Genomic DNA, 15,484 nt, shown 5'->3' with positions numbered 1-15,484 from the left:
AGGCTGTGTGCTCTGTGCCAATCAGGCGTGATTGAGCGTGAGATCGGGTGGTGCGTTACCGGTCGGCGCGCAGGACGATCTTGCCCTGGGTGTGGCCGGCTTCGAGGATTCGGTGGGCGTCGGCGGCGGCGGTCAGGTCGAAGACCGTGGTGCCTGGCCGTACTCGGCGTCGGTAACGTGGTCGCCCCAGAACGCGACCTGACCTTGGTCGTCGGCTTCCTGCATGGCGACATGGGCCATGAAGCGGTCGGCTGTGGCACCGTGCCAGTGCTCCTCGCCGGGCTCGATGTAGACGACGTCGCCAGGGCGGATCTCCCGGATCTCACCACCGCGGCTGGCGACGTAACCGATGCCGTCGGTGACATAGAGCGTCTGACCCTTGGGATGGCTGTGCCACGCCGTGCGGGCGCCGGGGGTGAACCGGACGTGCGCGCAACCGATGGCCGACTGCTCGTCAGGGTTGCGTACGCCTTCGATGTAGACGTCGCCGGTAAACCATTCCTGGGGTCCCTGGGCGGTTCGGCCGCCGCTCTTGGTGAACTTCACGGTGTTCCTCCTTCGATGTGGTGCGGGTGCTCTGCGGTAGGGCTGCGCAAACGAGCAGTGCTGCGTGATGAGTGCTACGCGGTGCGGTGTCCGAGCGCACCGCGCCAACCGATGATCCACAGTCGCCGGCTACCGGGGCCGTCATCGACCCCGTTCGTGCGGTAGCACACCGAAACCACCGGGACCCGCTCGATCGGTGGCAGCGACCATGGCCGGCCCCGCAAGGTGCCGTTGCTGCCCCGATCCCGCACCATCTCGGGTGTCCGAATCCTCACGAGCGGTGAGGAGAGCACCATGTGCGAGCACAGGCGCCTGCGTCAGTGTTCCCGCGTTGTCCGGTCGGGCGCGGGTTGGGTTGCTGTCATGTCGAGGAGGAGCATGGCGTCGTGGTCGGGGGTGCCGGGTTCGGCGGTGTAGACGCCGAGGCGCTGTCCGGGGGTGCCTTCGAGGTGCATGGCCTGGAAGCCGAGGGTGATGTCGCCGACCTGGGGGTGGTGGAAGCTCTTGGTGGCGTACTTGCGGCCCTTGACCTCGTAGCGTTCCCACAGTCCGGCGAAGTCGGGGCTTTTGAGGACGAGTTCGCCGACCAGTGCGGCCAGGTCGGGGGCGTCGGGGTCGGTTCCGGCCAGGGCGCGCAGGCGGGCGACGCAGCCGCGGATCTGGTTGTCCCAGTCGGTGAAGACGGTGCGGGCGGCGGGGTGGAGGAACAGGTAGCGGGCGAGGTTGCGCTGCTTGACGGGCCAGTCGTCGATGCCCGCGTACAGGGCGAGGCCGCCGGGGTTCCAGGCGAGCAGGTCCAGGCTGCGGGAGACGACATAGGCGGGGTTGGGCCGCATGGTCTCCAGGAGGAGCTTGATGTGCGGGCGGACCGTGCGCGGTGGGGCGGGGGGTGGTTCGGGGGCGTAGCGGGCGGCGCGGGCGGCCAGCTCGCGCAGGTGCTGGTGTTCGTCGTCACCGAGGTGGAGGGCGCGGGCGAGGGCATCGACGACTTCGGGGCTGGGACGGGTTTCCTTGCCGCGTTCCAGGCGGGCGTAGTAGTCGATGCTGACACCGGCGAGGGTGGCGAGTTCTTCGCGGCGCAGGCCCGGGGTGCGGCGGGTGCCGGAGCCGGGGGTGAGCCCGGCGGATTCGGGGCTGGTCTGGGTGCGCCGGGCGCGCAGGAAGCGGCCTAGTTCGGAGCCGGTGCTCTGCTCGGGTGCCATATCCCGAGTGTTACACCGCTGCCACCTGCGCGGCAGTGCGTAGGGGGGACGTGTCACACCCTGGCTGGCCACTCAGTGGCGCAGCTCGGCCTTCCTGTGGATCGCGATGAAGAGCACGGTGGACGACATCCCCGATGTGATCCCCAAGGGCGTCGACGAGTCGCGGACCCGGAGAACGTGGACGTCCTCGACTTCTCGCACATCCCTGCGGAGGCCGACTCGGTCAGCGCCCTGGACACCGGGGTACGCGGGGGGCTCGACCCGCAGTCGATCACCCTCGACTCCTTGTCCTGAATCACCCCGCTGAGCACTACGGAAAGGGCCCCGCGATGAAGCACATCAAGCTGCGTGATCTGGACGTCTCCCGTATCGGACTGGGCGCGATGGGCATGTCTCACGGTCTGACCGGCGCCGGAAGTGATGACGCAGAATCGATCCGTGCCATCCACAAGGCCCTCGATCTCGGCGTCACGCTCATCGACACCGCCGAGATCTACGGCCCGTACACCAACGAAGAGCTCGTCGGTCGCGCCCTGAAAGGCCGCCGGGAGCAGGCGGTGCTGGCGACGAAGTTCGGCCTGATTGCCCACGGCGGAGCGGGGGCCTGGCACCTGGACTCCAGCCCCGCCAACATCCGCACTGCGGTCGAAGGCTCCCTCAGGCGGCTCGGCACCGACCACATCGACCTGTACTACCAGCACCGCGTCGACCCGAACGTGCCGATCGAGGAGACCGCCGGCGCGGTCAAGGAACTCATCGAGCAGGGCAAGGTAGGGCACTTCGGCCTCTCCGAGGCAGGGCCGGACACCATCCGCCGCGCCCACGCCGTCCAGCCCGTCACCGCCGTGCAGTCCGAGTACTCGCTGTGGACCCGTGGCATCGAGGAGCGCATCCTGCCCGTGCTGCGCGAACTCGGCATCGGGCTGGTGCCCTTTGCCTCGCTCGGCCACGGCTTCCTCACCGGCACGGTCCGCGACGAGAACGCCTTCGAGGACGGCGACTTCCGCAAGGGCAACCCCCGCTTCACCGGCGAGAACTTCCAGCGCAACCTGGCGCTGGCCGAAGAGGTCCAGGCCATCGCCGCCGACGCCGGCGCCACCGCTGCTCAGGTCGCCCTCGCCTGGCTGCTGGCGCAGGGTGACGACATCGCCCCCATCCCCGGCACCAAGCGTGTCACCCGTGTCGTGGAGAACACCAGCGCCGACCAGCTCACCCTGACCGGCGAGCAGTTGAACAAGCTCTCCAGCTTGCCTCCGGCGCTTGGCGACACCCACACCGAAGCGGGGAAGGCAATGCTCGAACGCTGACCAGCCCGCGCCGGGTACACCACCCCTCTTCTTCCGCACCACCGCTAAGTCAGGAGCACCCCGCCATGCGTGCAGCAGTGATGTACGGAGCCGGAGACGTCCGCATCGAGGACCGTCCCGACCCCGAGATCGTCAATCCCACCGACGCGATCGTGCGCACCGTCGCCTCGTGCGTGTGCGGCAGCGACCTGTGGCCCTACAAGTCCATGCCCGCCACCGACACCGGCCGCCCGATGGGGCATGAATTCCTCGGCGTCGTCGAGGAGGTCGGATCCGACGTCACCCACGTCAAGGCAGGCGACCTCGTGGTCACCCCGTTCACGTACTGCGACAACACCTGCGACTACTGCACCAAGGGCCTGCAGTCGTCCTGCCGCCACGGCGGCCGGTACGGCTACGACGGCGTGGACGGCGGTCAGGGCGAAGCCGTCCGGGTGCCGCAGGCCGACGGCACCCTCGTCAAGCTCCCCGTCGAGCCGGACTCCGAGCTGCTGCCCTCCCTGCTGGCCCTCTCCGACGTGATGGGCACCGGCCACCATGGCGCCGTCACCGCAGGCGTCCGGCCCGGGGACTCCGTGCTGGTCATCGGGGACGGCGCGGTCGGTCTGTGCGCGGTCATCGCCGCCAAGCGGCTCGGCGCCGAGCAGATCATCCTGATGGGTCGGCACGCCGACCGCACCGACCTGGGCCGCGAGTTCGGCGCCACCGACGTCGTCGCCGAACGCGGCGACGACGGCATCGCCCGCGTCCGCGATCTGACCGGTGGCGGCGGCGTCGACCGCGTCGTGGAAGCCGTCGGCACCCGCCAGACCCTGGACACCGCGTTCGGCGCGATCACCGACGGCGGCACCATCAGCCGCCTCGGCGTCCCCCAGTACGAGGAAGGCCCCATCGGCGCCAGCATGATCATGCGGAACGTCACCCTGACCGGCGGTGTCTCCCCGGCGCGTGCCTACATCGAGGAACTGATGCCCGACGTCCTGTCCGGCGCCATCCAGCCGGGCCGCGTCTTCGACCAGACCATCGCCCTCGATGAGGTGCCGCAGGCGTACCAGGACATGACCGACCGCCGCGTCCTCAAGCCCCTCATCCGCTTCTGACCGCCCACCCGCGGCGTGGGCCGACCCGTCCGGCCCGCGCCGCCGCGCCGTCCATCGGAGGAAACCGTGTACCAGAGCAGCCCCGAGACCGGCCCGGTCGCCGCGGGCACGCGGTTCGCCTTCGACGCGATCGGCACCCACTGGACCATCGACACCACCCGCCCCCTCACCGCCGGACTGCGCCGCCAGATGCTCGCACGGATCGACGCCTACGATCGCACCTGGTCACGGTTCCGCCCAGACTCCCTGATCCGCCGCATCGCCACCGCCCCCCACGGCGGCACCTACACCTTCCCCGACCACGCCACCACTCTGTTCGACCTCTATGACCGTCTCGGCGAGCTCACCGACGGGGCAGTGGACCCGCTGGTCGGCCGCGACCTCGAACTCCTCGGCTACGACGCCCACTACACCCTCACTCCCGCCTCCCAAACCGAGCGGGCCGCCCACCAGCGGCGCACCTGGGCCCACGACATCACCCGCCACGGCGCCACCACGCTCACCACCCAGGGCCCGGTCCTCATCGACACCGGCGCAGTGGGCAAGGGCCACCTCATCGACCTGATCTCCGCCCAGCTCACCCGCGCCGGACACCGCGAGCACCTGATCGACGCGGGCGGTGACCTGCGCCACCACGGCCCCCGCACGCTGCGCATCGGACTGGAGCACCCCGACGACCCCACCCGCGTACTCGGCATCGCCCGCTTGAAGGACAAGGCGCTGGCGGCCTCCGCCACCAACCGCCGCGCCTGGGGCAACGGCCTGCACCACGTCCTCGACGCCCGCACCGGCGCCCCCACCCGGCACGTACGCGCCACCTGGGCCGTCGCCGACAACGCCGCCACCGCCGACGCCCTGGCCACCGCCCTGTTCTTCACCACCCCCCAACACCTCGCCGGTGTCTACAAGTTCACCGCCGTACGCCTGCACACCAACGGCCGCCTCGCCCCATCACCGGGCTTCGACGGCGAGCTGTTCACCTGACCGACGCGTCCACCGACACCAGGAAGGGGGAGCGGCATGCCCGCCCTCGCCCGCCCGATCACTGCCGCCCTCGGCTTCGCCCTGGCCTGCACCCTCGCCGGCTGCACCAGCAGTCAGTCCGGCCGCGACACCCGGGCCACCCCACCCACCTCGACTGCGGCGACCACCATGAAATACACCGACGGCGACTACCAAGCCACCGGCTGGTACGGAGGCCAGCCCTCCCGAATCACCGTCAACGTCACCCTCGACGAAGACACCATCACCCGCGTCCGCGTCACCACCCACGCCACCGATCCCACCTCCCTCGACTACCAGAAACGCTTCGCCAAAGCCGTCCCCGGCATCGTCACCGGCAAGAAGATCGACGACATCGAACTCGACCGCGTCGCCGGATCCAGCAGCACCCCCGACGGCTTCAACGACGCCCTCGACCGCATCAAATCCGAAGCCCGCTCGTGACGCGGACCGGTACGCCGATATCACCGACGGAGCCGAGCTCGGGGACGTCCTGCCCCGGAGAGGACCCGGCTCGGCTCATCATCGGGTGCTCGACGTCACGGGTGGAGGATCAGCTTGCCGCGTGCGTGGCCGGCTTCGCTCAGGTCCTGGGCCTTGGCGGCGTCGGTGAGGGGAAGACTCCGGTCGATACGAACGCGCAGTCGGCCGTCGGCGACGAGGCGGGCGTAGTCGGCGAGCGCCGGCCCGAACGGGCGGCCGGTGCCGGCGGCGAAGGTGACGCCCAGTTCGGCGGCTCGCATGTCGGCGATGGTGACGATGCGGTCGGTGGTGGCGCCGCGCAGCTCGATCGAGGCTTCCAGGGCGTCGTGCCCCGCCGCGTCGAACACGGCGTCGATGCCCTGCGGAGCGGCGGCACGAACCCGTTCGGCGAGACCGTCGCCGTAAACGATGGGGACGGCGCCGAGGGAGCGAAGGTAGTCGTGGTTGGCCTCGGACGCGGTACCGATGACGGTGGCGCCGCGGGCCACGGCGAGCTGGACGCCGACGGAGCCGACAACGCCGGCGGCCCCGTGGATCAGCAGCGTCTCACCGTCGGTGACCTTGAGGAGGTCCAGTACGCGGTCGGAGGTCTCGGTGGCGGTGGGCAGTGCGGCGGCCGACTGCCAGTCGAGGCCGGCCGGCTTGGGGGCGACGTCTGTGGCCAGGGCGTACTCGGCGTAGCAGCCGGTCACCGTGAATCCCAGTACCTCGTCGCCCACCGCGATGCCGATGACACCCTCGCCGACCTCGTCGACGATGCCGGCCGCTTCCATGCCCGGGATGGCGGGGAAGGCCACGGGGTGTAGCTGCTGCAGCCACCCGCGGCGGATCTTGTGGTCGATGCCGTTGACGCCGACAGCCATGACCTTCAGCCGGACCTGTCCGGGGCCGGCGTGCGGCTCTTCGACATCCGCGAGCCGCAGCACCTCGGAACCGCCGTACTCCTCGTAGACGACCGCCTGCATGTCTGTCACTTCCCGTCATATGAGTACGCCGCCGTTGGGGGCGGATCATGGACAACGCCTCCATCCTCGGTGAGGAGGGCTGCGCTCTCGCTGTTCTTTCGTACGGTTCTGGCCGACCGAAAGGACAGCGGGGCTGCTGCGGGGGCTGGCTAGGCTGGTGGTCATGGACCTGATGGCCGCCTTCGAGGTGATCCGGGCGCCGCTGAGCGAGGCCCTGCCGCGCTTGTCCGCCGCCCTGGCCGTGCCTGTCCCTCACCGCGCTCTGGCGGACCTGTCGGCCAACTGCCCGTACGCGCCGTTCCAGGTCTACGGAGACTCCACGGGCGAGGCCGGCTCCGTCATCACCACGGCCGAGGTGGCCGCGCTGCGGCCCTTGGTGGCGGCCGGAGGGAGCTGGCAGGGACGGGCGCGGCTGGCGGGCGCCGACGCGTCGCTGCTGGTCCTGGCCAGCGGCGTCATCGAGCCCGCAGCTTTGTTGGTCCTCGTACGGGATGAGGACACCCCCTTGTCGGAGGAGCGGCTGGCGGACGCTCAGACACTGTGGGATCTGCTGACCGCACACCGGGAAGGGCTGCGGGCCGAGCCGATCCCCGGGACGTTGGCCGTCTCGCGTGCCGCGGCAGCCGCACGCGCCGTCGCCCTCTCCGAACTCGGCGACGCGCACAGAGCCGCGCTGACCGCCCTGCTCGGCGTTCTACGCGACCGCGACCTCGACGACGCCGGCGCCCGGACCCGCGCCGTCGACCTCGCCGTCACTGCCCTGGCCGAAGTGCGTTCGCAGGCGGAGCTCGACCAGACGCTGGCGGAGGAGCGGGCCCAGGATGCCTTCGTGCGGCTCGCCGACTCGCTGCGCCGGATCCTGCGTGGCCGTGACGTGCGGCTGGACCTCGGCCCGCCCGGCGCGGAGGAGGGCGCGGACCGGTTGCTGCCCGGCGACGTCGCCGACACGGCGTTGGCGGCGGTACGGGCCACCGTGCACGCCTCGCTGGAGGACCAGGGGACCGGGCCGGACGGCCGTCGGGCGAGCCGGATCCACGTCGGCTGGAAGGCGGGCGCGGCCGATCTGCGGGTCACCGTACGGGACGACGGGCCCGGCACCCTGGCCCGGAGCTCCCTCGACGCCCGCCGGATCGTCGAGCGGCTGACGCCTCTCGGCGGACGGTTCGAGGTCGACGCGGTACCGGATTGGGGCACGACGGTGACCATCCACATCCCCCTCACACCACCCGACACACCGCGCCACGACCCGCTGACCGGACTGGGCGCACGGGAGCTGCAGGTGCTGCGCCGACTCGCCCGCGGGCGACGCAACCGGGACATCGCCCAGGAACTGCACATCAGCGAGTCGACAGTGAAGTTCCACATCGCGAAGATCTTCGACAAGCTGGGCGTCAGCTCCCGCGGCGAGGCAGCTGCACTCGCCCATGAATGGGGCGCGGCATAACCGACGGGCCCTGAACAGCGCGATGGCGTTCTCACGAGCGGGTGCCGGAAGCCGGCATCAAGTAGCCCGAAACCATGAAGGCGCAGACCTGCCTATCTCACGGTCGCTTCGTAAGCAGCTGTTGACGTACCGAACCTGGGGACGGCGTCTTCGCTGGTCAGAAATAGGGTCGCTGGTTCCGTGGGAGTGGTGGCCTGTTGGGTCGCCGTTCCCCGGGGAGGTCGCGGATGCCGTCAGTCGTCGGGCTGCTGGAACAGCACGAGTTCACCGCTCGTCGTCGAGTCGACGAACTGCGCGAGGAGGCCGACCGCTTCCAGGCCGAACTGGCCGCGGCCGAGCAGGAATGGCAGGAGGGGGCGATCGCCCGCAGACGGGTCGATACGGTGCTGGCCCCGGACGGCGACACCACCGCCGACACGGAGGTCACCCCGGATCCGCGGGATGCGGACGGACAGCCGGCGCCCCGGGACGCGGCGAAGCCGAAGTCGCAGGTGCCGGTGTGGCGTGAAGGGCTGGCCTGGTCGGTGCTGTCGGTGGACTACCAGCGCATCCTGAAGGCGCTCGCGGACCGGTACCGGCTCCATCAAGGCGCGTTGAGCTGCCAGGAAATGGCTGCAGGGTTCGGTATGGACGTCGTGCCGGCGCGGGTGGAGGCACTGCGGTCGAAGGCGAAACGCCTGGTCGCGCGCGGCCGACTGGCCGAGTCCACGCCGGGCCGGTTCACGCTCGCGCAGGGCGTGACCGGGCCAGGCGACGGGTCATGAGCAGAACCATCGACTTGCCTGCTCACAGCAAGATCGTCTACTGCCAGTAGGCGGGCCGCACGTACTTGGTCCCCGTAGCAGGATCACGTACCACAGGGGACGGCTGGGACTGCCGCAGCTTGGTCTCGCTGATCGTGAAAGCGGAGGGGAGCAATGCCCGACGGCGACGGTCGACCGGCTCGGCGAGGCGGCCTGCCACGACCGCCGTGGCCGCAGCCGCCGGCATCCGCCTGAACGGCGTCGGCACACCAGCAGGGAGAACCACTCGTGTGGAGCTGCCATGCGCGTGTGCCGGCGCCGTTCACTTCTGCGCGGCTACGCGGTATCGGTCGTCATGGGGCGCGTGTCACGGGCGGTGAAAACGTAAGTACCGGACCGGACGCTGAACACCGCCCGATCCCCGTCCACGCGCTCGAACTTCGCCCCGCCGGCGACTGTTTGGGGCCGGCCGCCCCCGGTCGGCACGCGGACCTCGGCCGTGGTGTTCGGCGGCACCTCGACCTTGAGGCGGAAGGTGCCGTTCCTGCGGGTCCACTCGGTGGCGACCTTGCCCTGGGGCGTCTGGTAGCTGCCTTCCACGTGGGTGAGGTCGCCGACCACGCGCGGGTCGATGACCAGCTTGCGGTAGCCGACGGAGCCCCGCGCCTGCCGGATGCCCGCCAGGCCGCTGTGGAACCACTCCTCGATCTGCAGCAGGATCATGTGGTTCTTCGAAGCGCGGATGTCCCAGTGCTCGGGGATGGTGGTGAGGCCGCCAGGGTTCGCCGTGGTCGGCGCCATGAAGAACCCGTAGCTCGGCCGGGTGTCTTCCTGGAGCACGTCCCACAGCACGTCGTCACGGCCACTGTCCATCAGCGCCCGGACGATCGGTGCGAGTCCGATGGTGCCGCCGCTGAAGTGCGGTCCACCGCCGAACGGCTGGTACCCCTTGACCAGTTCGACCAGTGCGTCGAGGACCCGCTCACGCTCGCCCTCGGGTACCAGTTCCTCGACGAGCGCGAGCGCCTGCGCGGCCTGCGTCGCACCGGCGGTGCCCTGATCGCCCTCGCTGGTGTAGCGGCCCAGCGAGCGGTTGTAGAAGGCGTCGTTGAAGGCCTGTTTGATGTCGGAGGCGAGGTTGCGATACTCGTTCGCGTCGCTGTCGCGTCCGATCAACTCGGCCATCCTCGCCATGCGGTCGGCGATCTGGTAGTACGCCCAGGTGCCGGTGATGCGGCCGGAGGTGTTCTCGGCCGCGATCCAGTCGGCAAGGGCGGCGTCGACGATGTAGGCGTTCGCGCCCGTACCGGCCTTGCGGGTCCGGATGTAGTTCAGGAACGCCTGCATCTGCGGGTAGTAGCGGGCCATCGTCTGCGTGTCGCCGTACGTCTCGTACAGCAGCCACGGCGTCAGGATGATGCCGTCGCCCCAGTTGATCTCGTCGCCGAACCGGCCGGTGTAACCCCAGTCGTACACGGGGGCTTTGAGCGCGACGTTGCCGATGTTGTCCCCGGCCTTGGACTGCCCCTCCGCGAGGTGGCGCTGCATCGTGCGCAGGTAGGCGTCGTAGCCGAAGCTGCGGTGCAGGGATGCGAAGGGCTGCAGGTAGTCCGCGGGGTACGCCAGCTTCTCGCGGCCCGGGCAGTCCGTGAACGTGGACATCATGTTGCTCATGATCGAGTACCGGGCCATGAGGTGGATCCTGTTGATCCGGTCGTTGTCGGTCCGCACGTCGCCCGTCACCGGGACGTCCGCGTGCAGCAGGAGGCCGGTGACGGTGTCCCCGGTGGGTGTGTAGCCCGGCGGCAGGCCGGTCACCTGGACCCATTGCATGCCGAAGTAGTGGAATTGTGGGTGCCACGTCTCGCCATCCGGGTCGCCGTACGTCGTGTAGGTGGCGAAGAGGTCGGTGCCGCGGGCGGCGCCGCCGCCCATGAGGGACGCCTGGTGGACGGTGCCGTCGGCGTTGAGGGACTCGGCGGGCCGCATCGTGATCGTCGTGCCCGCGGGCACGGTGCCGTCGAGCCTGAGCAGGGGCCAGCCGGCGAAGTTCTGGCCGAAGTCGAAGACCCAGACGTCCGGTTGGGGCTGGGTCACGCTGACGGGCCTGAGCTTGTCGACGATCTTCACCGGTTCGCCCACCCGCCAGACGAGGTCGGTGGTCAGGTTGGGGGGTGGGGTGATGCCGGCGCGCACCCAGCCGACGGGGGTGCCGTCGCGGCGCTTGGCGCTCTCGCCGAGGTCGGCTCCGGGCGCGGTCCAGGCGGGCTGTTCGCGGCGGGCGTCGTAGTCGGAGCCCGAGTACCAGTTGGCGAGGGTCGTCGGGCCGAGCGCCGCCTTCCACGAGCGGTCGCTGACGATGGTCTGTGTCGTGCCGTCCGCCTTGGTCAGCTCCAGGCGGGCGATCAGACGGGGAGTGACGGCGGCCCCCGCGCTCGGGTCGGTACTGGCGAGTGAGTTGCCGGAGCCGGTGACGCTCGCGCCGGTGGCGTGGGCCGCCTTGAGGGGCGGCTCGAAGGTGATGCCGGTGCCGTCGGCGCCTGCGGTGCCGATGGCGGTGATGGTGCGGGACTCCAGCCGCTCGCCGCCGTCGCCGGTGTCGATGTTGATGGTGCCGCCGAGGTGGTAGCCGGTCACACTGCTCACCTTGACGTCGGTGGCACCGGCCGGTGCCACGGCGGCCAGGGTGCCGCTTCCCTTGGACTGGCTCTGCCACCAGCTGTACGGAGCGGTGCGGCCGGTCGCGGGGTTGGTGACGGAGCGGGTGACCAGCGCGGTGCCGTGGCCGAGTTCGACGCCCAGGGTGTTGGCGCCGGGGCGGACGAGACGGGTCACGTCGTAGGCGCGGTACTCCGTGGAGAGCTGGTAGTTGGAGTTGCCGGGTGCCAGCACCTCGTCCGTGACCGCGCGGCCGTTGAGCCGGACGTGATGCAAGCCGATGCCGGACACGTACAGCCGTGCCTTGGTGACCTTCGTGCCGTGCCGCCCGTCGACCTCGAAGGCGCGCGCGAGGATCGGCAGGGGCTGGTCGAGGGTGCGGCCGGGGTACTCGATCCACTCGGCGTCACCCCAGTCGGAGCGCTTGAGCAGACCCATCTCCCAGACCGCCGGGCGGCTCCACGGTGTCGCCTCGCCGTCGGTTCCCCAGACCCGGACCTGCCAGGTGACCCACTCTCGGGAGTCCAGCGGCGGGCCGCCCCAGGCGATGTCGTTCTGGGCGTCCGAGCGGACCTTGCCCGAGTCCCACAGGTACCGGCCCTCGCGCAGCTCCCGCTCACCGCGCGCGGCGCGGATCTGGTACGCGGCCTGCGTCCAACCGGTGCCCACACCCACCGTCCGCCAGCCGAGCCTGGGAGCAGCGTCGTCGACACCGAGCAGGGTGCCCGTACGACCGTCAACCGAAAGGCCGGTGACTTTCCACCCGTGAGCTTCGCCGGCCTCGGCGGGCGAGGCCATGGTGATCGGCAGAGCCCCCACCCCTGACGCCACCACGCCTCCGACGACCTGTCTACGGCTCAGTGTGCCGCCCTGATCCATGGACATGCGAACTCCTTCGAATCGACTGGTCACGAGCCGGCCTTGTAGTCGGTGTCCATCTCGGCGAGGAGCTTCTTGGGCGTGGACTGGCCGCTGAAGATCTCCTGGAGGCCGCTGATCATGGTCTGCTGCACCTTGGCGTTGGGCCACAGCTGGTCCATGAACGGCACGGTGCGGTCCTGCTCGATGAACTGCGACAGCTCGGTCAGCGTCGGGTCGACCTGATACCCCGTGTCCGGGAGGGAGGGCAGGCTGCCCTGCTTCTTGTTGAACACGTTCATACCCTCGGGCGACATCACAAAGTTCACGAACTTCAGGGCCAGTTCCTCGTTCTTGGCCTTGGCGTTGACGCCGTAGCCGGCGCCCGCGGCGGCGGGTATGAGGGTCTCGGCGGGGTTGTCGGTGGCCGGGAGCGCCTTGAGCGTGAAGGTGCCCTGGGAGTTCTTCTGCTTGAGGAGGGCGATCACCCAGTTGCCCTGGATGATGCCGAGCGTCTTGCCGGAGGCGGCGAGTTGCTGGCTGGCCTCGTAGTTGGTGCCCAGGGGGTTCTTCTGGAAGCAGCCGGTCTTCTCCATCATCAGGTACTTGTCCAGCGCGGTGGTCCAGGGCGACTTGGCGAAGGTGGCCCGGTCGGCCTGCATCTTCTTGTCGAAGTCGCGGTCCGGGCCGTAGACGGTCGTGGCGACCAGCGCGTACTGCACGAGCTGGGTCACCCAGTTGTCCTGGTTGCCCAGCGCGAAGGCGGGAGTTCCCTTGGCCTTGGCGTCCCGGCAGAAGGCAAGCAGCTTCGTCCATGTGTCCGGCGGGGTGAGTCCGGCCTTGGCCATAGCCTGCTCGTTGTAGACCGCGCCGATGCCGTTCTGCCCGAAGACCGCGTTGTAGGTCTTCCCCTCGTACTGCGCCACACTCTTGATCGCATCGGGCATCTTGGCGGCCCATGGCTGGTCCGACAGGTCACGCAGGTAGCCCGGTTTGGCCAGGACGTAGGTGGCGCCGGGGTTGCCGTTGCCCGGCCAGACCGACATCACATCCGGTGCCGTTCCGGAGGACAGTTGGGTGCGGATCTGCTGCTGGTACTGGTCGGCGCCGCTGGTGGTGTAGCGGACCTTGACGCCCGGGTTGGCCTTTTCGAAGGCCTTGACGACGTCCTCGACGGAGCCCTGGTCGATGGAGGCGAGGGTCAGGGTCTTCGAGCCCCCGCCGCCGGAGCCGGCCTTCGTGCCGCCGCTGCAAGCGGCCAGGAGGGCGGCGGCCGTGACCGCCGCGGCCAGCGCCATGGGTGTGCGTGTGTTCATGATGACTCCCTTGAGGAGACGGCGGGGCTCGGTGATCTGTGGGGGTGGAGGCGGGGGTGGGCGTCGGGTGTCATCCCTTCAGCCCTCCCGCGAAACCGCTGATGATGCTGCGCTGCAGCAGGAAGTAGACGATCAGGACGGGGAGGATGCTGATCACCAGTGCGGCGAAGATGAGGTTCCAGTCGGTGACGTACTGACCGACGAAGCCGGCGATCGCGACGGGCATGGTCTGCTGGGCGCTGCCGCTGAGGTACAGCAGCGGGGTGAAGAAGTCGTTCCACACGGCGACCGCGTTGAGCACCAGGGCCGTGACGGTGATCGGTTTGAGCATGGGCAGGACGACGTACCGGAAGCCCTGGAGTGGCGTGCACCCGTCGATCAGGGCAGCGTCCTCGAAGTCGCGGGGCAGGGCGCGCAGGAAACCGACGTAGAGGAAGACGGTGAACGGCACCTGCAGGCCGGAGTAGAAGAGGACCAGCGCCCAGGGGCTGCCCAGCAGGCCGAGGTCGCGCATAGTCTGGTACAGCGGCAGAGAAGCGAGCTGGAAGGGAAGCACCAGGCCGAGGAGCACGAGCAGGTACGTCGCCCGGGACCAGCGGGCCGTGATACGGGCCAGCGGATACGCCGCGAGGGACGAGACGGCCAGCACGATGACGACGCTGCACACGGTCACCAGCACGCTGTTGGCGAGCGCCCCGCCGAGCGAGCCCTGTTGCCAGGCCTGGGTGAAGTTGTCCAGGGTCGGGGACGTGGTCGGGCTGATGGGCGAGGAGGTGTCGGAGGTGGGGCGTACGGCGAGGTTGACCAGGACGTAGACCGGGAAGCCGACGAACAGGGCGGCGGCGACCATCGCGAGTTCCAGCGCGAGGGTGCGGGGGCGGTAACGAGTCATGACGCGGCCCTCTCGTTCCGGGACAGGAAGAAGTACTGACCAGTGGAGGCGACCGCCACGATGATCGTGAGGACCACCGCGAGGGCGATGCTGTAGCCGAACTCGCCCAGCGTGAAAGCGTCCTTGTAGATCAGGGTCGAGATGGTGTCGGTCGCGTGCCCCGGCCCGCCGCCCGTCAACGCGTAGACCTGGTCGAAGAGTTTGATGCCGCCGATGATCGACAGCATCAGGTTGATGGTGAACGCCGGGGCCAGCAGTGGCCGGGTCACCGACCAGAAGCGCCGCACGGGACCGGCACCGTCGATCGCCGCCGCCTCGTGAACCTCCTTGGGCACCGATTGGAGCCCGGCCAGGAAGATGACCATCGAATAGCCGGCGAACTGCCACACGATCACCCCGACGATGGCCCACAGCGCGAGGTCGGGATTCCCCAGCCAGTCCTGCTGCCAGTCCCTCAACCCCACGGCGGCCAGCAGACTGTTGACGGCACCGTCCGGGCCGAGCAGGTTGCGCCACAGGTAGGCGGTGACGATCGGGGTGATCACGGCCGGGGCGAAGAGGAACACCCTGAGCAGGTTGCGGGACTTGATGGCCGTGTTGACCCCAAGGGCCAGCACCAGCCCCACCGCGTTCTGGATGACGGTGATCGACACGGCGATCACCAGGGTGTGCCAGACGGCTTGCCTCGCGTCGGCGTCGCGAAGCATGTCGGTGAAATTGCCCAGGCCGACGAACGAGAAGTCCGGGCTCAGGCCGTCCCAGTCGGTGAAGGCGTAGTACACACCGCGCCCGCTCGGGATCAGGACGACGAAGGCGAACAGCAGCAGTGCCGGTGCCATGAACCACCACGGCGGGGTGGTGCGCCCTCGGCGAGCGCGGGCGACCGGGACCGGATCCCGGAGCCGAAGGTGGTCGTGCTCCGGAAGCCGGTCGTTCGGAGCGAGAGTCACGGGCGGACCTACTTCCTT

General features: G+C 69.6%; 14 protein-coding genes and 1 pseudogene. 6 read left to right on the top strand and 9 right to left on the bottom strand.

The features are described 5' to 3' along the window. Positions 1 to 55: 55 nt before the first annotated feature. From ACYVMZ_RS33395 to ACYVMZ_RS33380, 4 genes and pseudogenes are all read right to left on the bottom strand, one after another. Complete coding sequence (locus ACYVMZ_RS33395; RefSeq protein ID WP_461086496.1) at positions 56 to 136, bottom strand: hypothetical protein; 81 nt, start codon at positions 134 to 136, stop codon at positions 56 to 58. Beyond that, the gene (locus ACYVMZ_RS33390) at positions 133 to 546 is read right to left on the bottom strand and encodes a (R)-mandelonitrile lyase (RefSeq protein WP_461086436.1); all 414 of its coding nucleotides are present in this window, start codon (positions 544 to 546) and stop codon (positions 133 to 135) included. The genes ACYVMZ_RS33395 and ACYVMZ_RS33390 overlap by 4 nt, the downstream gene beginning before the upstream one ends. Positions 547 to 698: 152 nt before the next feature. Next, positions 699 to 803: pseudogene (locus ACYVMZ_RS33385) on the bottom strand (IS5/IS1182 family transposase); the annotation flags it as partial. A gap of 60 nt (positions 804 to 863) precedes the next feature. Then, a complete protein-coding gene (locus tag ACYVMZ_RS33380; protein WP_461086434.1) occupies positions 864 to 1,748 on the bottom strand; it encodes a helix-turn-helix transcriptional regulator in 885 nt (294 codons plus the stop codon). 329 nt (positions 1,749 to 2,077) lie between these two features. Between ACYVMZ_RS33380 and ACYVMZ_RS33375 the strand changes: the two genes are divergently transcribed. The 4 genes from ACYVMZ_RS33375 to ACYVMZ_RS33360 all read left to right on the top strand — a co-directional run bounded on the left by ACYVMZ_RS33375 (position 2,078) and on the right by ACYVMZ_RS33360 (position 5,601). Then, entirely contained in the window at positions 2,078 to 3,055 is a 978-nt protein-coding gene (locus ACYVMZ_RS33375) for an aldo/keto reductase (protein WP_461086432.1), read from the top strand. Positions 3,056 to 3,120: 65 nt separating this feature from the next. Then, positions 3,121 to 4,155 carry a zinc-dependent alcohol dehydrogenase family protein gene (locus tag ACYVMZ_RS33370; RefSeq protein ID WP_461086430.1) on the top strand — a complete coding sequence of 345 codons (1,035 nt, stop codon included), beginning with the start codon at positions 3,121 to 3,123 and terminating at the stop codon, positions 4,153 to 4,155. A 66-nt stretch (positions 4,156 to 4,221) separates the two neighbouring features. Beyond that, entirely contained in the window at positions 4,222 to 5,139 is a 918-nt protein-coding gene (locus ACYVMZ_RS33365; RefSeq protein ID WP_461086428.1) for an FAD:protein FMN transferase, read from the top strand. Between the two features lie 36 nt (positions 5,140 to 5,175). Beyond that, on the top strand, positions 5,176 to 5,601 hold the full coding sequence (locus ACYVMZ_RS33360; RefSeq protein ID WP_461086426.1) for an FMN-binding protein: 426 nt from the start codon (positions 5,176 to 5,178) through the stop codon (positions 5,599 to 5,601). Between the two features lie 95 nt (positions 5,602 to 5,696). On the opposite strand, the gene ACYVMZ_RS33355 is transcribed toward ACYVMZ_RS33360, so the two are convergent. Further along, a complete protein-coding gene (locus ACYVMZ_RS33355) occupies positions 5,697 to 6,605 on the bottom strand; it encodes an NADP-dependent oxidoreductase (protein ID WP_461086494.1) in 909 nt (302 codons plus the stop codon). Between the two features lie 163 nt (positions 6,606 to 6,768). On the opposite strand from ACYVMZ_RS33355, the gene ACYVMZ_RS33350 reads away from it, so the two are divergent. After that, a complete protein-coding gene (locus tag ACYVMZ_RS33350) occupies positions 6,769 to 8,049 on the top strand; it encodes a LuxR C-terminal-related transcriptional regulator (RefSeq protein ID WP_461086424.1) in 1,281 nt (426 codons plus the stop codon). 227 nt (positions 8,050 to 8,276) lie between these two features. Then, positions 8,277 to 8,813 carry a hypothetical protein gene (locus ACYVMZ_RS33345; protein WP_461086422.1) on the top strand — a complete coding sequence of 179 codons (537 nt, stop codon included), beginning with the start codon at positions 8,277 to 8,279 and terminating at the stop codon, positions 8,811 to 8,813. Positions 8,814 to 9,128: 315 nt separating this feature from the next. On the opposite strand, the gene ACYVMZ_RS33340 is transcribed toward ACYVMZ_RS33345, so the two are convergent. The 4 genes from ACYVMZ_RS33340 to ACYVMZ_RS33325 all read right to left on the bottom strand — a co-directional run bounded on the left by ACYVMZ_RS33340 (position 9,129) and on the right by ACYVMZ_RS33325 (position 15,466). Then, positions 9,129 to 12,335, bottom strand: a complete 3,207-nt coding sequence (locus tag ACYVMZ_RS33340; protein WP_461086420.1) for a family 78 glycoside hydrolase catalytic domain — start codon at positions 12,333 to 12,335, stop codon at positions 9,129 to 9,131. A gap of 23 nt (positions 12,336 to 12,358) precedes the next feature. Continuing rightward, a complete protein-coding gene (locus tag ACYVMZ_RS33335) occupies positions 12,359 to 13,624 on the bottom strand; it encodes an extracellular solute-binding protein (RefSeq protein WP_461086418.1) in 1,266 nt (421 codons plus the stop codon). A gap of 70 nt (positions 13,625 to 13,694) precedes the next feature. Then, positions 13,695 to 14,516, bottom strand: coding sequence for a carbohydrate ABC transporter permease (locus ACYVMZ_RS33330; protein ID WP_461086416.1), 822 nt, complete (start codon positions 14,514 to 14,516; stop codon positions 13,695 to 13,697). Beyond that, positions 14,513 to 15,466: a carbohydrate ABC transporter permease gene (locus ACYVMZ_RS33325; protein WP_461086414.1), complete on the bottom strand. Its 954-nt coding sequence runs from the start codon at positions 15,464 to 15,466 to the stop codon at positions 14,513 to 14,515. The genes ACYVMZ_RS33330 and ACYVMZ_RS33325 overlap by 4 nt, the downstream gene beginning before the upstream one ends. Positions 15,467 to 15,484: the final 18 nt, after the last annotated feature.

The organism is Streptomyces deserti (assembly GCF_054782695.1).
Note: the sequence above shows the minus strand (reverse complement) of the source record. Positions and strands in the feature narration are given on the sequence as shown.